Raw genomic sequence first — 19,004 nt, 5'->3', positions numbered from 1 at the left:
TCGAATGGTAAAAAAATTAGCAGAACAATTTACACAGATGGGATACCGGTTTTGTCCATCCAAACCGGAGGAAGTCGGAATCTATTATAAATTTTATCAGGAAGGATTTCATGTATGTCTTGTTGTGGACTGTGAACATGGATTTATGTTGACACCGGATGCACATCAGAAGATTGTCGAGAATACAATGAATCTATTTTACCATCCAGAAGGTCGTTTGCAAGGGTTCCCGCAGGGATTGCCGGTATATCATGTGGAAGTGATGACAATTGTAGTTGGAACAGATTCCAATTTGTTACATGGGCTTTGCGCAAATTGCAGCAATACATGGGCAATTGCAACCACAGAGCAAAAGCTGTTAATCTATGAAAATCAGCCGGGTGATTTCTTCGGCTTGCGTGCGAATCTGGAACGTCTGATTTACGGTGATGCGCAGACATCACAGTATACCGGTGAACCATCGCAAAGTGATACAAACGAAAAAAAGGGAATCCGTTCTTGGATAGAGAGTCTGAAGGCGGCTGACATCAGGCGGATGCCTTATTTTACAATCGCGATTGTGGCGATAAATGTACTGGTTTTTCTTATCATGGAACTATTTGGAAGTACAACAGATGCGGAGTTTGTCGCATATTATGGAGGAATGTACCCGCCGTATGTCTTGTATGGAAATCAATGGTGGAGAATTCTGACATCGATGTTTATTCATTTTGGAGTAGCACATTTACTTAATAATATGGTGATTTTTGCCTGTGTCGGCTCAAGGCTTGAACCGGCAATGGGACATGTGAAATTTATCACATTGTATTTTCTTGCTGGAATCGGAGGAGGTCTGCTTTCTCTGTTTACAATGATTCATCAGAATTCGTTTGCGGTATCGGCGGGAGCATCCGGCGCGGTATTTGGCGTGATTGGAGGTTTGCTCTGGGTTGTAATCCGTCATCGTGGAAGATTTGATGGCCTGACACAAAGAGGAATGATTCTCATGATTGTGTTGTGCCTGTATTATGGATTTGTAACGGCCGGCGTGGATAATTTCTGTCATATCGGCGGGCTTATCGTGGGATTTCTTTTCTCTGTACTTTTCTATCGCAGAAAACCGCAAAAAGATTGATTTTAGAATAAAAAATTTATATACTAAATATCAGAAAAGGAATTCGAAAAGAGACGAAGGGAAGATTCGTTGTAAGATAAAGGCTAGAGAGAGGATATACAGATGAAGGTAAATATTTATTACGGTGGAAGAGGGTTGCTGGATGATCCGACGTTGTATGTTTTGAATAAAATGGAGGAAGTGTTAAAGGAACTTCGTGTTGAGGTAGAAAGAATCAATATTTATGAACACAAGAATGAGATTGCAGTTCTTCCACAGACCATGAAAGAGGCGGATGGAATTATTCTTGCGACGACGATTGAATGGCTTGGAATCGGTGGATACATGCAGCAGTTTCTGGATGCATGCTGGCTATATGGAGATAAGGAAAAAATTACAGAGACTTACATGCAGCCAATCGTTATGTCAACCACATACGGAGAGCGTGAAGGTGAGGTGACACTTGCCAATGCATGGGAGATTTTAGGCGGATTGCCATGTCCGGGTCTTTGCGGATATGTGGATGATTTGCTGGCATTTGAAATGAATGAGGAATATACGCTCATTATTGAGAAGAAGGCAGAAAATTTATATCGTACCATTTCGCAGAAGGTGAAGAGCCTTCCGACCAGTAACCAGGCTGTAAAACAACGTGTATTGCGCACACAGCAGATGGAACTGACCCCACAGGAGAGCGAGCAGTTATCCAAATATGTGTCGGATGATTCTTATGTGAAGAAGCAGAAGGAAGACATCGAAGAACTTGCAAGTCTTTTTAAGGATAAGATGGATAAAAAGAATGAAGAAAAAGGCAGAGAGTATATCGAGGATTTCCAGAGCCACTTTGTAGAGCAGAACGATTTCCATGCAAGATATCTGTTTATGATTGAAGGAAAAGACAAACCACTTTTTGTGGAAGTCAAGGACGAGAATTTAGAGATTCATTACGGCCAGGAAGATAATATTGATGTTTATGCCAAATTATCCCCTGACGTATTAGAAGGTGTCATTAGCGGAAGAATGACATTCCAGAGAGCTTTCATGACAGGTGAAATGACTGCAAAAGGTAATTTCAAGATTCTTAGAACCCTGGATGCAGCATTTAATTTTGCTTAAATGGAAGCTGGATGGTAAAAGTACAGCCATCACCTGGTCTGGATTCATAGGATAAGGTGCCATGATGAGCTTCTACGATTTGTCTGGTAATGAGAAGTCCAAGCCCACTGCCATATTCTTTTGTGGTTGTAGTGGACTGAAACAGATTGTCACTGCAGGATGGGTCAAGCCCGCCGCCACAATCAATGACATTGATGTATAATTGTTGATTTTTCTGGAAAACATGCACATTGACGGTGCCAATTTCCGAGGAATCCGGATTGGCAGGATTTGCAAGCATTGCTTCGTATGCATTTTTTAAAAGATTAATGATGGCTTGCTTCATGCGAGAAGAATCGAATTCGACAGAAGGAAGATTTGGTTCAATAGAAAATTTACAGTAGAAATGCTGCCAGGAAAGCGAACGGACCGAATCCTCAAGTTCGCCTAGAAATTTTTCTAAGGAGACAGGAGTGATATGGAGTTTCTCGTTGATGCGGGAAGCGGATAGTTCGGTTACCATGTTTTTTAGAAACTGGATGTCGTTCATGGTTTCACTCCAGTATTCGAAATCTTTTACTTCGGGATGCTTTTTTTCAAGAAGTTGAAGAGAACTTCCGATTAGGGTAATAGAATTTTTGATTTCGTGAAATATTTTAAGATAATCATCATTGTTTAACATAATAAAACCTGCTTTCTGAGAATAAAGCAACTGTTACAGTTGTAATTACAACTAGTGTAGCATGACAAGACAGAATGTTCAACGGAAACAGTACAACAAAATTCGACAAGTAAGGAGAGAAAAAGATGAGAGACGAGAATTGTATTTTTTGTAAAATTATTGCTGGAGAAATTCCATCCAATACGATTTACGAGGACGATGACTTTAAGGTAATCTTAGATGTCAGTCCGGCATCCAAGGGACATGCGCTGATTCTGCCAAAGAATCATGTAGCAGATATTTTTACGATTGATGAGGATGTCGCTGCAAAAGCCATGAAACTTGCGAAAAAACTGGCAACCCATATGAAGGAAGTACTTCATTGTGATGGATTTAACATTTTACAGAACAACGGAGAAGTGGCAGGACAGACCGTATTTCACTTCCATATGCATTTGATTCCAAGATACAAGAATGCGAAAAATGATGATATGATTTTGTGGAATCACTTGGAATTCACACCGGAAGAACTCGCAGAAATCCGCGATGAATTAAAGTAAGAGATGAAGGACAGCGAGAGAATGGGCGCCATAAAGTAATAGGTGACACCTACTGACAATAGAAAAAGGCAGCACTTTTAAAAGTTAAGTGCTGCCTTTTCAAACCTCTTTAGAAAGTCACATTTGGGTTAAGCTGTAATTCTTTATTCCTTATATTTATGGGAAAATCCATAAATTATTTCTTCAAAGAGACCTCTTTGATTAAAGATAAAATCGTATCAATAGAGTTCATCTGATTGCTCTTTTTCATAGCATTGATGTAGTCTTCCTTATGAGCAAAGACTTCATGGATTGCTTCTTTTAACGTATCATCGGTTAAAGATTCCTCTTCAATCACATAACTAAATCCCTGTGCCTTGAAAGATTTTGCATTTAAAATCTGGTCGCCACGGCTTGCTGCTGCGGAGAGTGGAATTAAAATATTTGGCTTATGAAGTGCTAACAGTTCACAGATTGAATTTGCACCGGCACGGGAGATAACAAGGTCACTTAAGGCGAACATGTCGGTTAATTCCTGTTTTGCATATTCAAACTGTGCGTAGCCTTCCAGATTTTTCAAAGATTCATCTAGGTTTCCTTTTCCACAAAGGTGAATAATGGAGAAGTGGTCCAGTAATTCAGGAAGGATGGCGCGGACAGCGGAGTTGATTACTTTAGATCCACTGCTTCCGCCTACAATCAGGATAACAGGAAGGTTTCTTCCCTCAAATCCACAGTAAGAAATAGCGGCTTCCTTTTTGCCGGAGAGAAGTTCCTGGCGGATTGGGGAGCCGGTTAGGACAGCTTTACCCTCCGGGAGATATTTCATGGTTTCCGGGAAGTTGCAGCAAACTTTGCTTGCACTAGGAATGGCAAGGCGGTTTGCAAGGCCTGGTGTGAGATCCGATTCATGAATAATAGCCGGGATTTTGCAGCGTTTTGCGGCAAGCACAACCGGAACAGAAACAAAGCCACCTTTTGAGAAGACTACGTCCGGTTTTAATTTTTTCAAAAGGCGTACAGCCTGACCGTATCCTTTTAATACCTTAAATGGGTCGGAAAAGTTTTTCCAGTCAAAATAACGTCTCAGTTTTCCCGATGAGATGCCGTAATAAGGGATGTTCTGTTCTTCGATTAACTGTTTTTCCATTCCGGCATAAGAACCGATATAGGAAATTTCATAGCCATTTTCTTTTAAAGCAGGCATTAAAGCAATATTTGGTGTAACATGTCCTGCGGTTCCACCGCCAGTCATAACAATTTTTTTCATAGGATAATCGTGTCCTTTCTTCTATATAATATGCGATTTTAAAATCGAAAAATTCTCTTTTGAATTTTGCGGTTTCTGCACCAATCATAAGTACAAAACTCTTCCTATTTATAATACCCTTATGCACAAAAGTCAAGAAAAGACTTGTAAAAATAGAAATATTGGCTAAAATGAAAACATAACATAGTTGTTTTTAATGGGGAGGCTCTTTAGGTGCTCGCAAACTATTTCCGAACATTATTTGAGAACGAAAGAGACGGGATTGTTCAGTCTGGATGTATTTTTGACCGCTCGATGGAGCGTTATACGAATTTTATTTATGCTGCGGGAAGTTATTCGCAAAATTACGTCAGACAGGAACAATATCAGAGCGATGAGTATGATATTGAAATTTTAAAAAGACAGGGAACCGGGGAAGTGGCAGTGGATCTTTTTGTGCTGGCCTCTTATTCCCTGTCCTATATTAGAAGACTTTTTGTCCTGCTGGAACAAAAGCATGTCAAAACCGTGATACTTCCTTATCTGACGCCGATTCAAAGGCTGATGATTGCAGAATGCATGCCAAACGCATTTGGAAGAAGAAAAGAAATGATACAGTTTTTAGATGCGCCCTATCATTTTTTGAAAGAAAAGAATGTGGAACATATTTATTTTCTTTATGAAAATGGAACGCCGATATCGAATGTAGATGCGTCTCTTACAACCGGGATTCATTTTGAGGCTGTCGATGAGACAGTTCAAAATCTGGTGGACGAGATGGAGGGTGTGCATGTGCCGGTGGTGCATGCTGGCTACATATTTGAGAATCAGTGGATTTTCTATTTTGGTGTGTATGGACCGGATATTACACAGATTTCCAAGCTTGTGCGCGAGAAGTGGAAGGAAGAGATTGATCAGGGAAAAGTTGGGGAAGCAACTGAACTTTTCTTAAAAAGTTTTGGCAGAGATGCCTATGGTTCGATTGTGATGTATCACGGACCGCTCTACGACCATCCGACGCAGATTAAGAGCATGATGACAGGAAAAGTATTTCACAGCAGCCGTTCCTGTATGTCGTATATTCCGAATGACGGTTCGTCCTGCAGTATGGCTTGCCAATATCACCATGACCATGATGTCATGCAAAATCAGAAAAAACATTCGTTTCAATATGCACGGTATGGTACGTTATTGCTGGGAAATATCAATTTAAGGAGATATTTTTCCGATATAGCAATGCGTTTTTGGGAGATTCGCAATCAGGTTCGCGCGATTGGGCTTCCAAACTGTTGCGTGGAAGAATACTGGAATTCCCAGATTTTAAAATTAATTCATGGAAGTGACATGATTTATTGGGTTTGCCCGGTTCGAAAATATACAAGTACAAGGGCACTGCTTCAGATTATCACGGAAAGTTCGTTTAACAGATTGATTCAGGTAAATGCGGAATATGGTTTTTGCATTTCGGGATATCTGGTGCCATATGACGAAGAAAATCAGATTTCAGATTAACAGGTCCTATCTTGTCGTAACTTGCGGCGAGATGTAGGGTCTGTCCTCTTTTCAGGGGAAGAAAAGTTTCCTATAATAGTTAGGATATCAGGAGTTAATAATTAGGATGTCAGAAGTGGAAATGGGCTTGATGAAAAGACAGTCAAAAAGAGTTCTAAGATAAGGAGAAAGGAGTGATATGGTGCAGGCCGCTTATTATATTGCGATAGCAGGTGAAATCGTCCTTGCGTTGCTGATGCTAGCAGTCTTACACCAGATAAGAGAGATTCGGGAGGAACAAAAGAAAAAGATTGCGTGTCTGAGAGAGGAATTCCATCACCAGGAGCGCAAAATGGAACCTCAAAAAGAAGAGAAGGAAAGACCAAAATGTGAAAAAGAGACTGCGATTACAGAGCCGCCAGAGGTACTCATTAACGAGGTTTTACAGGAAATTTTTCCATAAATGGTCTTTTTTAAAGAATAATTCGACATAAATGAAAAAATGGAATTTTTATTTCTTAAGAAAAACAAAAGATTTATTGTGCAATATTTAAGAAAATATTTGCCCTAAATTTTAAGAAAAACAAATTTTTTGTGAAATCAAGAGGAAAAACTTACAAAAAAGAGAATAAGATTTGTAAATAATACACAGAAAATTGCAAAAACTTGACAAGAAAATAGGGCTCTGCTATAATCCGAGGCGTAACAAATCCGTAACAATTGTAATAAAATTGAATAAAACGAAACAAAAGTGTAATACTACTTGAAGTATCAGAGTAGAATTCACTGATGGAGGTTTAGATGAGATTAGACAAGAAAGCGGTAGAAGGAATTGTTGTTGCAGCATCGCTCACAACAATGACCATATTCGCAGCAGTTGCAAACAATGGTAACACAGGTGTTACGAATGTGGCAGCGACTAGGGTTCTAACAGAAGAAGCTACGGACATAGAAAAGAACGGAATGGCTGGTGTTACCATCGATTTAAAATCAATGGAATTTACAGCACTGGATTCACTGGAAACTGTTACTGTCAGTGTGGAGCAGACACAGACAGATGTAGTTGCATCTGGTCAGGAGCAGGAGAGTGAAGAAGTGGCACCGGCAGCAGAGACGATGACAGAGGAAGAAGCGTCATGGCAGAGCAATCTGATGGCAAATGTAGACGAATTCCTTTATGTCAGAGCAGAGGCAGATGAGAATGCATCGATTGTTGGCAAGTTATACAAAGGTGACAAGGCAACGGTTGTAGAGGCAGGAGAAACCTGGACACATATTACATCCGGTAACGTGGATGGATATGTGAAAAATGAGTATTGCTTGTTTGGCACAGATGCATTGAATTATGCAAAAGCAAATTTTGATACAGTGGCAAAAGTAGGAACGAATGGACTTCGTCTTAGAAGCGAAGCAGCAGAAGATGCCTCTGTAATCACAGCCTTGACAGAAGGCACAGACTTAACGGTTGCCTCTGATGTGGGAACACCAGAGGGCTGGGTAGCAGTAAACTATGATGGAAGCACAGGTTTTGTAAGTGCAGGATATGTTACATTGTCTCTTGATTTAGGGGAAGGAATTACCCTTGAAGAAGAGCAGGCCGCTATCAAGAAAGCGGAAGAGGAAGAAGCTGCGAAGAAGGCAGCACAGACTGCAGCCACAACCCAGAAGGCATCCGTGGCAGCATCCGCAGATGAAGTGACATTGCTTGCTGCAATTATCCAGTGTGAAGCTGGAAACGAATGTTATGAAGGTCAGGTAGCGGTTGGTGCGGTTGTCATGAACCGTGTCAGAAGCGGCTCCTATCCAGGAAGCATTTACAACGTTATTTATCAGAGCGGTCAGTTTACACCGGCTGGTAACGGTTCCGTGGCAGCAACGGTTGCAAACGGACCAAAAGGAAGCTGCATGCAGGCAGCACAGGAAGCCTTAAATGGTGTGGATAACACCGGAGGCGCATTATCTTTCCGTCCTACAAGTTCCGGTCAGGGAGGCGTAGTAATTGGAAATCACGTATTTTACTAATTAGAACCTAAAGAAGTGTCATGTTTGGAAACATGGCACTTTTTTCTTGTTTTCTCATTTTAAGTATAGTAATATGTAAGATAAGCATAGAATGATTCAATCAGGAATCAGGAAAGTTCAACAAAAAGAAAATGGAGGGAATTAAAATGGGTTTTATCATTGCATTTTTTATTCTAATCATCGTAGGTTTATGCATTCTGGTATCTTGCATTAAAATCGTGCCACAGGCATACGCAGTTGTCGTAGAACGTCTGGGCGGATATCTTGCAACCTGGAATGTCGGAATTCATTTCAAGGCACCATTTATTGATCGTGTGGCAAAGAAAGTTCTTTTAAAAGAGCAGGTTGTAGACTTCCCGCCACAGCCAGTTATCACAAAGGATAATGTAACCATGCAGATTGACACTGTTGTATATTTCCAGATTACAGATCCAAAGCTGTACGCTTACGGCGTTGAGAATCCAATTATGGCGATTGAGAACTTAACCGCTACAACACTTCGAAATGTCATTGGTGATTTGGAGCTGGATGAGACACTGACATCCAGAGAGACCATCAATACCAAGATGAGAGCATCTCTTGATGTTGCAACGGATCCTTGGGGAATCAAAGTAAATCGTGTAGAGTTAAAGAATATTATTCCACCAGCAGCCATTCAGGATGCGATGGAGAAGCAGATGAAGGCAGAGCGTGAACGTCGTGAGGCAATTCTTCGTGCAGAAGGTGAGAAGAAATCTACCATCCTTGTTGCAGAAGGTAAAAAAGAATCCGCAATCCTTGATGCAGAAGCTGAGAAACAGGCAGCCATTCTTCGTGCAGAGGCAAAGAAGGAAGCAACCATCCGCGAGGCAGAAGGTCAGGCAGATGCTATCATCAAGATTCAGCAGGCAAATGCAGACGGTCTTCGTATGTTGAAAGAAGCCGCTCCGGATCAGAGTGTTATCCAGTTAAAGAGCCTGGAAGCATTTGCAAAGGCAGCAGACGGAAAAGCAACCAAGATTATCATTCCATCCGAGATTCAGGGAATGGCTGGTCTTGCAAAATCTGTTGTTGAGGTCGCAGCAAACGACGTTAAATAATCGCCGCAAGGCGCGAGAAGATGGACGGAGTAATCCGGGCCAGTATAACAAAGGATACGTTATCAACGGGCTGTCATCTGACAGCCCGATTTACATAAGATAAGAATATCGTATAGTTTTGCATAAGAGAAAGACAATACATAGTTTCGCGAAAGAGAGAAGTTGGAGGATAGGATTATGAATTTAGCAGGACGTCATTTTTTAAAGTTAAAAGATTATACACCGGAAGAGATTGAATACCTGGTTGACCTTGCAGCAGAGCTTAAGGCAAAAAAGAAACAGGGAATTCGTCACGATGAACTTGTTGGCAAAAATATTGCACTTATTTTTGAAAAGACAAGCACACGTACCCGCTGTTCCTTTGAGGTGGCAGCACATGATTTGGGTATGCATGTAACGTATCTTGATCCGTCCGGCTCCCAGATAGGAAAAAAAGAAAGTATTGCAGATACTGCAAGAGTGCTTGGACGTATGTTTGACGGAATCGAGTACCGTGGTTACGGACAGGAAATCGTAGAAGAACTCGCAAAATATGCGGGTGTTCCGGTGTGGAATGGCTTAACGAACGAGTTCCATCCGACACAGATGATAGCAGATATGTTAACCATCAAAGAAAAATTTGGCAGATTAAAGGGAATAAAACTTGTATATATGGGCGATGCCCGTTATAATATGGGCAACTCCTTAATGGTGACCTGTGCAAAATTAGGAATGGATTTTGTAGCCTGCACCTCGAAAAAGTATTTCCCGGAGCAGGAACTTGTGGATTACTGTAAAGGTGTAGCAAAAGAAACAGGCGCAACTATTACTTTGACAGAGGATGTGGCGGAAGGAACCAAAGATGCCGATGTAATTTATACCGACGTCTGGGTATCCATGGGAGAGCCGGACGAAATCTGGGAAGAGCGTCTTAAGGATTTGATGCCATATCAGGTAAATGCAAAGGCAATGGCGAATGCGAAGGACACAGCAGTATTTATGCACTGTCTGCCAGCATTTCATGATTTAAAGACAAAAATTGGAAAAGAAGTTTACGAAAAATTTGGTTACAGCGAATTAGAGGTAACAGACGAAGTATTTGAAAGTGAGCAGTCCGTTGTGTTTGATGAGGCAGAAAACAGAATGCATACCATCAAAGCAATTATGCTTGCAACACTTCGTGATTAAGGGCGAGAGATGAGAGTAGAATTATTAAAATTATTAAGAGAGGCGACCGATTACGTGTCCGGACAAGAACTTTGTGAGAAGTTCGGAGTGTCCAGAACCGCAATCTGGAAAGACATCAACCAGTTAAAAGAGGCAGGTTATGAGATAGAAGCCGTTCAGAACAAAGGGTACCGCATGATTTCAGCACCGGATACCCTTAGTGAAAACGAACTTCTTAGTATTCGAAATACAAAGTGGGCAGGGTGTGAGATTTATTACCGGGATGTCATAGACTCCACCAACACGCTTGCGAAACAGCTTGCAGAGGAAGGACATCCAAATGGAACGCTTGTGGTTGCAGACAAACAGGAAGCAGGACGCGGAAGACGCGGAAGAAACTGGGAGTCAGAAAAAGGCACCACAATCTCCATGACACTGGTGTTAAAACCACAGGTCAATCCAAACCGTGCATCCGTCATTACCCTTGTGAGTGCGCTTGCGGTGACAAAGGCAATTGAAAAAGTGACAGGGCATGAAGCCGGAATCAAATGGCCGAATGACATTGTCATGGATGGAAAAAAGGTATGTGGCATCCTAACCGAGATGAGTGCACAGTTTGATTATGTAAACCACATTGTGGTGGGAATCGGAATTAATGTACACAATGAAAGTTTCCCGGAAGAGATTGCAGATATGGCAACCTCTCTTTTCCTGGTGACAGGAAAGCATTTCAACCGTGCAGAATTGATTGAGGCAATTTTGGAGGCTTTCGAAAAATACTACGAAATCTATTTACAGACAGAAGACTTAAGTGGTATGTTGAAAGAGTACAATGCCAATCTGGTAAATCTGAACCAGAAAGTCAGAGTATTAGATCCGAGAGAACCGTTTGAGGGAACAGCAAGAGGAATCACAGCCAAAGGTGAGCTGATTGTTGAGACCTGGGAGTCAAGAAAGCTCGTGTCCTCAGGAGAAGTATCAGTGAGAGGAATTTATGGATATGTCTAGTAACAAAGAAGTAGTACTTTGCGGTGCAAGTGCTTATAACAAGAAGTTTTATTTAAATGAGAATTTCAAAAATCTTCCGGACAGTATCAAGGACGAACTAAAAATTATGTGTGTCCTTTTTACTGAGGATATCGGAGGAATTTTGCAATTGGTGTTTGATGAAAATGGGGATTTACAGTTCCGTACCTCCTGTGATGAAGGAGATTTGTTGTATGATGACATTGGATGCGGATTGAAAATCAAACAGCTTCAGCAGACAAAAGAAGAAATTTTAAGTGCATTAGAAATGTATTACAAAACCATGTTCTTAGGAATCGGGTTTGAAGAATAAAAGGCAGTGCCCCACATGGGCATTGACAAAAGAACGAAATGTTCCGAAAGGATGGAAAAATCATGTTATTAACAGTTGATGTAGGAAATACAAATATCACAGTTGGAGTTTTTGAAGGGGATGACATCAGGACAACGTTCCGTATCACGACAAAGATGCCAAGGACATCGGATGAGTACGGTATGATTATCTTGAATCTGTTGGAGCAGAATCAGATTTCTCGTGACCAGATATCGGATGCAATTGTAGCATCGGTTGTACCAAATGTGATGCATTCCTTAGAGGGAGCGATTATCAAGTACTTACACATCACACCGATTATTGTTGAGCCGGGCATTAAAACGGGAATTCGTATTGTTACAGAAAACCCACGTCAGATTGGACCGGATCGAATTGTAGATGCGGCTGCGGCTTATGGAATTTATGGCGGCCCTGTTTTAGTATTAGATTTTGGAACTGCAACCACCTATGATCTGGTGGATAAGGATGGTTCCTTCCTCTGTGCGGTTACAGCACCGGGAATTCGTATTTCTGCAAAAGCTTTGTGGGAAGGCACTGCAAAACTTCCAGAGATTGAGATTGTAAAACCTGAGAGTATTCTTGCAAAAGAAACCATCAGCAGTATGCAGGCAGGTCTTGTCTATGGACAGATTGGTCAGACCGAATACATTGTAAAAAATATGATCAAAGAAGCCAATGTTGGTGAGGTCAAAGTAGTTGCAACAGGTGGACTTGGTAAAATCATTGCAAATGAAACAAAAGTGATTGATATTTATGACCCATATCTGACATTAAAAGGTATGAATATCATCTACAAGAAGCAAAATAGACAGAAATAGAAATGGATGTAACATGAATTCAATTCAGAAATTACAAATTGGAAATGTAACACTCGAAAACAATTTGATATTAGCACCAATGGCAGGCGTAACAGACCTGCCTTTTCGCTTACTATGCAAAGAACAAGGTGCGGGTCTTTTGTGCATGGAGATGGTCAGTGCAAAGGCGATTCTTTATAAAAATAAAAATACCGAAGAACTTTTAACTATCGACCCAAGAGAAAATCCGGTATCATTGCAGTTATTTGGCTCCGACCCGGATATTATGGGCGAGATTGCAAAACAGATTGAGGAGCGGCCGTTCGATATTTTAGATATCAACATGGGATGTCCGGTTCCAAAAGTAGTCAACAACGGAGACGGTTCCGCACTGATGAAGAATCCGCTTCTTGCCGGAAAAATTATTGAAAAAGTTGCTTCTGCTATTGAAAAACCGGTGACAGTAAAAATCCGAAAAGGATTTGATGACGAACATGTCAATGCGGTTGAGATGGCGCATATTGCACAGGAATCCGGTGCGGCAGCAGTCGCCGTGCATGGCAGAACAAGAGAACAGTACTATTCCGGAAAAGCAGACTGGGACATTATCCGACAGGTAAAAGAGGCGGTATCAATTCCTGTCATTGGAAACGGTGATATTTTAAAAGCAGAAGATGTGATTGCAATGAAAGAGCAGACCGGATGCGATGGTTTCATGATTGGGCGTGGTGCACAAGGAAATCCATGGATTTTTTCGCAGATTTTATCTTATTTTAAGACAGGAACCTACCCGGAAAAACCAGGTTTTCAAGAGGTGACCGAGATGCTGTTGCGCCATGCAAAAATGCAGCTTGCATTTAAAGGGGAGTACACCGGAATCCGCGAAATCCGCAAACATGCAGCCTGGTACACAAGTGGTTATAAGAATTCATCCAAACTTCGCGGCAGAATTAACGAAGTGGAAAGTTACGAACAGCTTGAGGCTCTATTTCGTGAAGTAGCCTCATATAATATGTAAAACAGGCAAAATTTGAGGCGTTAGATGGAAGTACACCAGTTTTTCTTCCAACGACCACAATTTTTCTTAAATGAGATTTTGAAAAGAAGAAAAAATACACTACAAAATGTGGAATTGTGGATAATTGATGAAAAAATCACAAATCCTGTGGATGATGATTGGAATTCTTTTTTTCAGGAAGAGGAGTTTGGAATTTTTGAGGAAGATACTGTACTACTTTTGCTAGAACAGTTAGAAGATGATTTGAATTTTTTGACAATCTTAACGGACAGACCAGCCTATTTTTCCACATTTGTTGAGAGAATGTATGAGGAGAACGGGCTTGTGGTGTCACTTTTCCAGAAAGATAAGATGGAAAGGCAAAAAGCAGGGTATGGGAGGCAGTGTCTGATTCTCGACTTTGAAAAAAAGGGAAGGTGCTATGATTTTTTTGTAGCACCTCAAAATGATTACATTCCAATTTACAAAAAGACGTGGCAAATAGCCGAAAATCTTGACATTACGGTGCCTATCGGTTATAATACTGTGATTGTTAAGAACACCAAAATTCAAGGACAAAAGCCCATGCGAGACAGATTTGAAGAGGCTTTTTATAAAAAAAGATGAAGGGCAGGGGTATGTAGCCTGTCACTGAAGAAAATAAATGAAGAAGGGTAGAACAAGATGGACAAGAAAAATATTCTGACTTATGAAGGATTGAAAAAACTTGAGGACGAATTAGAAAACTTAAAAGTTGTAAGACGTAAAGAAGTATCCCAGAAAATCAAGGAAGCAAGAGAGCAGGGAGACTTATCTGAGAACGCAGAATACGATGCAGCAAAAGATGAGCAGAGAGATATTGAAGCACGTATCGAGGATATCGAAAAGATTTTGAAAAACGCAGAAGTTGTCGTAGAGGAAGAAGTTGACCTAGACAAAATCAGCATCGGATGTAAAGTCAGAATCTTAGACATGGAATTTGATGAAGAATTAGAATATAAAATTGTTGGTTCCACAGAAGCAAACAGCTTAAAAGGTAAAATTTCCAACGAGTCACCGGTAGGACGTGCATTGATTGGTTCTAAAGTTGGTGATGTTATTACAGTTGAAACACAAGCAGGAGAGCTTTCTTACAAAGTTCTTGAGATTCAAAGATCAAACTAAGACTGCCGCAATCCTCAAGCGATGCAGCAGGACAGAGGAGGAACAATATGGCTGACCAGAATAATAATCAGCAGGATTTGAACCAGCTTTTAAAGGTTCGTCGTGAAAAATTACAGGATTTACAGAACAATGGAAAAGATCCATTTGTCATTACAAAATATGATGTGACTCATCACAGCAGCGATGTAAAAGAACAGTACAACGCACATGAGGCAGAGATTCTCGCCGGAAGAGTTGCACCAAACATAGAAGGACTTGATGAAGCTGCAAAAAAAGATGTCATCAATGCCGATTACAACGAGAGAAGAGCCATCATGGATGCACAGCCAATTCAGGTAAGCATTGCAGGCCGTATGATGTTCAAACGTGTCATGGGTAAAGCATCTTTCTGCAATATCCAGGACTTAAAAGGAAATATTCAGATTTACGTGGCAAGAGACAACATCGGAGAAGAATCCTATGCAGATTTCAAGAAATCTGATATCGGTGACATCTATGGTGTAAAAGGATATGCATTCCGCACTAAGACAGGAGAAATTTCTATCCATGCAGAAGAGATGACATTACTGTCAAAATCTCTCCAGATTCTTCCGGAGAAATTTCACGGACTTACCGATACCGATACCAGATATCGTCAGCGTTACGTTGACCTTATCATGAACCAGGAGTCTAAGGAGACTTTCATCAAACGTTCTCAAATTATTAAAGAGATTCGTAACTTCTTAGATGGACGTGACTTCATGGAAGTTGAGACACCAATGCTTGTTTCCAACGCAGGTGGTGCAGCAGCAAGACCTTTCGAAACACACTACAACGCATTGAACGAAGATGTAAAACTTCGTATTTCTCTTGAGTTATACTTAAAGAGATTAATTGTCGGTGGATTAGAACGTGTTTACGAAATCGGACGTGTATTCCGTAACGAGGGTGTTGATACCCGTCATAACCCGGAATTCACTCTGATGGAATTATATCAGGCATACACAGACTACGAAGGCATGATGGAACTTACCGAGAGCATGTTCCGTTACCTTGCAGAAAAAGTTTGTGGTTCTACAAAGATTACTTACAATGGCATTGAGATTGACCTTGGCAAACCATTTGCACGTCTCACCATGAACGATGCCATCAAGAAATATACCGGAATCGATTTCGATACCGTAGCAGATGATGAAGCAGCAAAAGCACTCGCAAGAGAACATCATGTAGAATACGAAGAGCGTCACACCAAAGGTGACATCATCAACCTCTTCTTCGAAGAGTTCTGTGAGAAAGAACTGATTCAGCCTACTTTCATCATGGATCATCCGGTGGCAATTTCTCCTTTAACCAAGAAGAAACCATCCGACCCAAGCAAGGTAGAGCGTTTCGAACTCTTCATCAACACATGGGAAATGTGTAACGCATACTCCGAGTTGAACGATCCAATCGACCAGCGCGAACGTTTCGCAGCACAGGATGCGGCATTCGAAGCTGGAGACGAAGAAGCAAACCACACAGACGAAGACTTCTTAAATGCACTTGAAATCGGTATGCCACCAACCGGTGGAATCGGTTACGGAATTGACCGTCTTGTGATGCTGCTCACAGATTCACCGGCAATCAGAGACGTTTTACTCTTCCCGACGATGAAGTCTATTGATAAGTAAGAATGCAGGAAAATCAAGGGTTTCAGCATTTGGATGTAATAAAATATATAGTTGGTCAATGGGTTTTGACCAAGATTTGACCAATTTTTGGCATAGTCAAAAAAAGCGTGTAAAATGCTAATAACTAGATTGCCTAGTTCCAAATTTAAAAAAGTATTACTTTCGAGGACATTTTCTAAAGAAATTTAGAAGGTGTCCTCTTTTTTGCGTCATAAGATCAATTTTAGAAAGGATGGTTAATATGGAACACACGAAAGCTTATAAGGAGTTTAAAAAGCAGAATAGTAAAAAATATGTTAGATATCCAGAAGGAGCAGAGATGTATAGTATGAGTTTGTCAAAATTTCAGCAATTGGCAAAAGATGCAAAGGCTATATATAAGATTAATAGAATGGTATTGGTTAATCTGGATAAATTGGATGCATATATTGAAACATTTTACATAGCAGATGATGATTTTTATAAATAAGAGGTGAATATAATGGAACACACAAAGGCATATCAGGAATTTAAGAAGAATGGTAATACAAAGTTTGTAAGATATAGCGAAGGAGCAGAAATGTATCATATGAGCGTATCAAAGTTTATGCAAATGGCTAAGGATGCCAAAGCAGTCTATAAGTTAGGTCAGTTAGTACTTGTCAATTTAAAAATATTTGATGAGTACATTGAGACATTCCATATAGTTGATGATGAATTTTATAAGTAGGTGAAAAGGATGGTAACACAATTACAGCCGGATGTTAGGGCTTATCTTCACGGTGGGGAGGTAATAAAAAGATACATAAGGGTCGAAGAGGTGGCTCAGGAATATGGATTTAGTGTTGAAGAAACTGAATATATAGCTAAGGCTGCAAGTTCTTTATACAAGCTTACACGTATACATTTGGTAAAAAAGGAAAGGTTTGATGAGTTTATGAAACACATATATAAAGTGCCAGGAACAAATAAGCAGATAATCAAAAAGTTTGCGAGAATTGGAGAAGCTTCAATTATATACAGTATTGGAAGGCATAGGTTTATCGAGCTGGCTACAGAACTAAAGAAGTGCTATAAGCAGGCTTCGATTGTTACAGGTCATATTTTTTACTTGCCTATAATGAAAGAAGATGTTTGGAGAATTACAAAATACCAAAACGGTATTGAAGAAACATTGACTATTGATCAATTCAGAAATTTTGTACTTAACAAGTAAAAAATAATTACTAATCTTCGGAATAGCATAAAAACATCGTAGTAATACGGTGTTTTTTTGTTACCTAAAACCTATAATTCAATACATAACCACAGGTTAGTACAAAGACCTTGTTGTGATTTTTTGAAAGGCTTAGAAAGGAATATTTACCCTGTTTTCGCCCCGAGAAATTACACAAACAAGGCTTGATGTATCTCATCTAACGTAAAGTTTTTCTTAGATAATGCAGAATAAATAACTCGAAGAGCATTGGTTGATTTTGGGACCAGATACATATTGTAAGAAGAAATCCAAAAAAATCTATGATATTGTGTTTGTTGAAGATGTGTAAATGGTGGTATAATCCTATTATTGATAGATAGTAATAATAGGTGATTTTTATGGAACAACGGAGGCGATTAAGATGAAGTTTGGAATGAGAACACCCAGTATAAAGAAATCAATAAAGGCAAGAACAACCGGAAAAGCCAAGCGAGCTATTAAGAAAGCTTTAATTCCAGGGTACGGAAAAAAAGGTGCAGGATGGATTAAGGATCCAAAGAAAGCAGCTTACAATAAAGTTTATAAGAAGACGAGCTTTGGCATTATGGATTTATTTAAGTAACTATTAGGAGATGATGGAAATACCGAGGTATTCTATTTCAAGAATGCAACCGCTACATTTTCATCATTTACGCATGAACCGGAAGTAGTGAAGTTCTAATGACTAAAGAAGAGTGGTATAAGCAGCTGTTTGATAGATTGGATAATTCCAAGTTCCGAAGCAGTTTCCATCTGAAGCAGAAAGATATTGATTACATAAATGAAAAAGGCCTTGATACAATAAGACAACATGCTAAGGACTTTATTGCAAAGAGAGAAGCTCCGGCATATATAGCAAATGATGGCAAGCAGACACCAATGCGTGGTCATCCGGTATTTATTGCTCAGCACGCAACAGCTACATGCTGTAGGGAGTGCATCCGAAAGTGGCATAAAATGCAGCCCGGCAGGGAATTGAGTCAGGTGCAGCAGGATTATCTTGTAGATGTAATTATGACATGGATTCAACGAGAAATGGAGAGGCAGGTACATAAATCATGAGTTTGAAAAATGTATTGATTATTGTTGATAACATTGACGAATCAATTAATTTTTATGAAGAACTGTTTGGACTGCGTGTGATTACAAGGCTGGAAGGCAATGTGATAATGTCTGAGGGGCTTGTGTTACAAGATGTAGATGTATGGTATGATAGTACAAAAATACATACAACTCCACATAACAATATGACAGAGCTTTATTTTGAAGATAATGATATAGAAGGCATTATTGAAAAACTGGAGTCTGGCAAGTATGTTGTAAGTTATGTTACGGAATTAACGGAACTTGAAGGTGGACAGAAACTTGTAAGATTCTATGATCCGTCAGGAAATCTTATAGAAGTACGCACACCAATTAACTATAACTGATATGAAATGGATTTAA

The 19,004-nt window shown here is 40.1% G+C and carries 23 protein-coding genes and 1 pseudogene; 22 read left to right on the top strand and 2 right to left on the bottom strand.

Annotation, left to right across the window (positions count from 1 at the left end; translation table 11 throughout):
* Window positions 1–4: 4 nt before the first annotated feature.
* Window positions 5–1,114 carry a rhomboid family intramembrane serine protease gene (locus tag BIV16_RS12170; RefSeq protein WP_083625174.1) on the top strand — a complete coding sequence of 370 codons (1,110 nt, stop codon included), beginning with the start codon at window positions 5–7 and terminating at the stop codon, window positions 1,112–1,114.
* A 102-nt stretch (window positions 1,115–1,216) separates the two neighbouring features.
* Complete coding sequence (locus BIV16_RS12165) at window positions 1,217–2,209, top strand: SCP2 sterol-binding domain-containing protein (RefSeq protein ID WP_075680379.1); 993 nt, start codon at window positions 1,217–1,219, stop codon at window positions 2,207–2,209.
* On the opposite strand, the gene BIV16_RS12160 is transcribed toward BIV16_RS12165, so the two are convergent.
* Entirely contained in the window at window positions 2,196–2,870 is a 675-nt protein-coding gene (locus BIV16_RS12160; protein ID WP_075680378.1) for a sensor histidine kinase, read from the bottom strand. The genes BIV16_RS12165 and BIV16_RS12160 overlap by 14 nt on opposite strands.
* A 125-nt stretch (window positions 2,871–2,995) precedes the next feature.
* On the opposite strand from BIV16_RS12160, the gene BIV16_RS12155 reads away from it, so the two are divergent.
* Entirely contained in the window at window positions 2,996–3,409 is a 414-nt protein-coding gene (locus tag BIV16_RS12155; RefSeq protein WP_075680377.1) for an HIT family protein, read from the top strand.
* 175 nt (window positions 3,410–3,584) lie between these two features.
* Here the strand turns inward: BIV16_RS12155 and BIV16_RS12150 are convergent, their stop codons facing one another.
* Complete coding sequence (locus tag BIV16_RS12150) at window positions 3,585–4,658, bottom strand: undecaprenyldiphospho-muramoylpentapeptide beta-N-acetylglucosaminyltransferase (RefSeq protein ID WP_075680376.1); 1,074 nt, start codon at window positions 4,656–4,658, stop codon at window positions 3,585–3,587.
* Window positions 4,659–4,871: 213 nt separating this feature from the next.
* On the opposite strand from BIV16_RS12150, the gene BIV16_RS12145 reads away from it, so the two are divergent.
* The 19 genes and pseudogenes from BIV16_RS12145 (at window position 4,872) to BIV16_RS12060 (ending at window position 18,988) form a co-directional block, all read left to right on the top strand.
* Complete coding sequence (locus tag BIV16_RS12145; RefSeq protein ID WP_075680375.1) at window positions 4,872–6,149, top strand: hypothetical protein; 1,278 nt, start codon at window positions 4,872–4,874, stop codon at window positions 6,147–6,149.
* 178 nt (window positions 6,150–6,327) lie between these two features.
* Entirely contained in the window at window positions 6,328–6,591 is a 264-nt protein-coding gene (locus BIV16_RS12140) for a hypothetical protein (protein ID WP_075680374.1), read from the top strand.
* A gap of 338 nt (window positions 6,592–6,929) precedes the next feature.
* Window positions 6,930–8,150 (top strand): cell wall hydrolase, encoded by a 1,221-nt coding sequence (locus BIV16_RS12135; protein ID WP_075680373.1) that lies wholly within the window; start codon window positions 6,930–6,932, stop codon window positions 8,148–8,150.
* A 146-nt stretch (window positions 8,151–8,296) separates the two neighbouring features.
* On the top strand, window positions 8,297–9,229 hold the full coding sequence (locus tag BIV16_RS12130) for an SPFH domain-containing protein (RefSeq protein ID WP_242940367.1): 933 nt from the start codon (window positions 8,297–8,299) through the stop codon (window positions 9,227–9,229).
* A gap of 177 nt (window positions 9,230–9,406) precedes the next feature.
* A complete protein-coding gene (argF, locus tag BIV16_RS12125; protein ID WP_075680371.1) occupies window positions 9,407–10,396 on the top strand; it encodes an ornithine carbamoyltransferase in 990 nt (329 codons plus the stop codon).
* A gap of 9 nt (window positions 10,397–10,405) precedes the next feature.
* Window positions 10,406–11,383, top strand: a complete 978-nt coding sequence (locus BIV16_RS12120) for a biotin--[acetyl-CoA-carboxylase] ligase (RefSeq protein WP_075680370.1) — start codon at window positions 10,406–10,408, stop codon at window positions 11,381–11,383.
* Window positions 11,376–11,714 carry a DUF6145 family protein gene (locus BIV16_RS12115; RefSeq protein ID WP_075680531.1) on the top strand — a complete coding sequence of 113 codons (339 nt, stop codon included), beginning with the start codon at window positions 11,376–11,378 and terminating at the stop codon, window positions 11,712–11,714. The genes BIV16_RS12120 and BIV16_RS12115 overlap by 8 nt, the downstream gene beginning before the upstream one ends.
* Before the next feature lie 62 nt (window positions 11,715–11,776).
* Window positions 11,777–12,553 (top strand): type III pantothenate kinase, encoded by a 777-nt coding sequence (locus BIV16_RS12110; RefSeq protein WP_075680530.1) that lies wholly within the window; start codon window positions 11,777–11,779, stop codon window positions 12,551–12,553.
* 13 nt (window positions 12,554–12,566) lie between these two features.
* Complete coding sequence (gene dusB, locus BIV16_RS12105; RefSeq protein WP_075680369.1) at window positions 12,567–13,550, top strand: tRNA dihydrouridine synthase DusB; 984 nt, start codon at window positions 12,567–12,569, stop codon at window positions 13,548–13,550.
* Between the two features lie 24 nt (window positions 13,551–13,574).
* Window positions 13,575–14,156 (top strand): hypothetical protein, encoded by a 582-nt coding sequence (locus BIV16_RS12100; protein ID WP_075680368.1) that lies wholly within the window; start codon window positions 13,575–13,577, stop codon window positions 14,154–14,156.
* 57 nt (window positions 14,157–14,213) lie between these two features.
* Entirely contained in the window at window positions 14,214–14,693 is a 480-nt protein-coding gene (gene greA / locus BIV16_RS12095) for a transcription elongation factor GreA (RefSeq protein WP_075680367.1), read from the top strand.
* 47 nt (window positions 14,694–14,740) lie between these two features.
* On the top strand, window positions 14,741–16,342 hold the full coding sequence (gene lysS / locus BIV16_RS12090) for a lysine--tRNA ligase (protein WP_075680366.1): 1,602 nt from the start codon (window positions 14,741–14,743) through the stop codon (window positions 16,340–16,342).
* Between the two features lie 241 nt (window positions 16,343–16,583).
* Window positions 16,584–16,811, top strand: a complete 228-nt coding sequence (locus BIV16_RS12085; RefSeq protein ID WP_075680365.1) for a DUF6462 family protein — start codon at window positions 16,584–16,586, stop codon at window positions 16,809–16,811.
* A gap of 12 nt (window positions 16,812–16,823) precedes the next feature.
* Entirely contained in the window at window positions 16,824–17,051 is a 228-nt protein-coding gene (locus BIV16_RS12080) for a DUF6462 family protein (RefSeq protein WP_075680364.1), read from the top strand.
* 9 nt (window positions 17,052–17,060) lie between these two features.
* A complete protein-coding gene (locus BIV16_RS12075) occupies window positions 17,061–17,537 on the top strand; it encodes a DUF6462 family protein (RefSeq protein ID WP_193788651.1) in 477 nt (158 codons plus the stop codon).
* Between the two features lie 403 nt (window positions 17,538–17,940).
* Window positions 17,941–18,141, top strand: a complete 201-nt coding sequence (locus tag BIV16_RS12070) for a hypothetical protein (RefSeq protein WP_075680363.1) — start codon at window positions 17,941–17,943, stop codon at window positions 18,139–18,141.
* Window positions 18,142–18,150: 9 nt separating this feature from the next.
* Window positions 18,151–18,240: pseudogene (locus BIV16_RS15815) on the top strand (pyridoxamine 5'-phosphate oxidase family protein); the annotation flags it as partial.
* On the top strand, window positions 18,240–18,620 hold the full coding sequence (locus tag BIV16_RS12065) for a DUF4186 domain-containing protein (protein WP_075680362.1): 381 nt from the start codon (window positions 18,240–18,242) through the stop codon (window positions 18,618–18,620). The pseudogene BIV16_RS15815 and the gene BIV16_RS12065, both read left to right, overlap by 1 nt.
* Window positions 18,617–18,988, top strand: coding sequence for a VOC family protein (locus tag BIV16_RS12060; protein WP_075680361.1), 372 nt, complete (start codon window positions 18,617–18,619; stop codon window positions 18,986–18,988). The genes BIV16_RS12065 and BIV16_RS12060 overlap by 4 nt, the downstream gene beginning before the upstream one ends.
* Window positions 18,989–19,004 lie beyond the last annotated feature (16 nt).

Origin of the sequence: Roseburia sp. 831b (assembly GCF_001940165.2) — a bacterium.
Taxonomy (GTDB): domain Bacteria; phylum Bacillota; class Clostridia; order Lachnospirales; family Lachnospiraceae; genus Roseburia.
The sequence above is the reverse complement of the archived record's forward strand: the minus strand, read 5'-3'. Positions and strand labels throughout refer to the sequence as shown.

What these genes read in the sequence shown, in the direction of transcription:
- BIV16_RS12170 (WP_083625174.1), top strand. Translation starts at nt 5, where the DNA reads ATGGTAAAAAAATTAGCAGAACAATTTACACAGATGGGATACCGGTTT.
- BIV16_RS12085 (WP_075680365.1), top strand. Translation starts at nt 16,584, where the DNA reads ATGGAACACACGAAAGCTTATAAGGAGTTTAAAAAGCAGAATAGTAAA.
- BIV16_RS12065 (WP_075680362.1), top strand. Translation starts at nt 18,240, where the DNA reads ATGACTAAAGAAGAGTGGTATAAGCAGCTGTTTGATAGATTGGATAAT.
- BIV16_RS12100 (WP_075680368.1), top strand. Translation starts at nt 13,575, where the DNA reads ATGGAAGTACACCAGTTTTTCTTCCAACGACCACAATTTTTCTTAAAT.
- argF (WP_075680371.1), top strand. Translation starts at nt 9,407, where the DNA reads ATGAATTTAGCAGGACGTCATTTTTTAAAGTTAAAAGATTATACACCG.
- BIV16_RS12070 (WP_075680363.1), top strand. Translation starts at nt 17,941, where the DNA reads ATGAAGTTTGGAATGAGAACACCCAGTATAAAGAAATCAATAAAGGCA.
- BIV16_RS12160 (WP_075680378.1), bottom strand. Translation starts at nt 2,870, where the DNA reads ATGTTAAACAATGATGATTATCTTAAAATATTTCACGAAATCAAAAAT.
- BIV16_RS12120 (WP_075680370.1), top strand. Translation starts at nt 10,406, where the DNA reads ATGAGAGTAGAATTATTAAAATTATTAAGAGAGGCGACCGATTACGTG.
- greA (WP_075680367.1), top strand. Translation starts at nt 14,214, where the DNA reads ATGGACAAGAAAAATATTCTGACTTATGAAGGATTGAAAAAACTTGAG.
- BIV16_RS12135 (WP_075680373.1), top strand. Translation starts at nt 6,930, where the DNA reads ATGAGATTAGACAAGAAAGCGGTAGAAGGAATTGTTGTTGCAGCATCG.
- BIV16_RS12140 (WP_075680374.1), top strand. Translation starts at nt 6,328, where the DNA reads ATGGTGCAGGCCGCTTATTATATTGCGATAGCAGGTGAAATCGTCCTT.
- BIV16_RS12060 (WP_075680361.1), top strand. Translation starts at nt 18,617, where the DNA reads ATGAGTTTGAAAAATGTATTGATTATTGTTGATAACATTGACGAATCA.
- BIV16_RS12155 (WP_075680377.1), top strand. Translation starts at nt 2,996, where the DNA reads ATGAGAGACGAGAATTGTATTTTTTGTAAAATTATTGCTGGAGAAATT.
- BIV16_RS12110 (WP_075680530.1), top strand. Translation starts at nt 11,777, where the DNA reads ATGTTATTAACAGTTGATGTAGGAAATACAAATATCACAGTTGGAGTT.
- BIV16_RS12150 (WP_075680376.1), bottom strand. Translation starts at nt 4,658, where the DNA reads ATGAAAAAAATTGTTATGACTGGCGGTGGAACCGCAGGACATGTTACA.
- BIV16_RS12130 (WP_242940367.1), top strand. Translation starts at nt 8,297, where the DNA reads ATGGGTTTTATCATTGCATTTTTTATTCTAATCATCGTAGGTTTATGC.
- dusB (WP_075680369.1), top strand. Translation starts at nt 12,567, where the DNA reads ATGAATTCAATTCAGAAATTACAAATTGGAAATGTAACACTCGAAAAC.
- BIV16_RS12115 (WP_075680531.1), top strand. Translation starts at nt 11,376, where the DNA reads ATGTCTAGTAACAAAGAAGTAGTACTTTGCGGTGCAAGTGCTTATAAC.
- lysS (WP_075680366.1), top strand. Translation starts at nt 14,741, where the DNA reads ATGGCTGACCAGAATAATAATCAGCAGGATTTGAACCAGCTTTTAAAG.
- BIV16_RS12075 (WP_193788651.1), top strand. Translation starts at nt 17,061, where the DNA reads ATGGTAACACAATTACAGCCGGATGTTAGGGCTTATCTTCACGGTGGG.
- BIV16_RS12165 (WP_075680379.1), top strand. Translation starts at nt 1,217, where the DNA reads ATGAAGGTAAATATTTATTACGGTGGAAGAGGGTTGCTGGATGATCCG.
- BIV16_RS12080 (WP_075680364.1), top strand. Translation starts at nt 16,824, where the DNA reads ATGGAACACACAAAGGCATATCAGGAATTTAAGAAGAATGGTAATACA.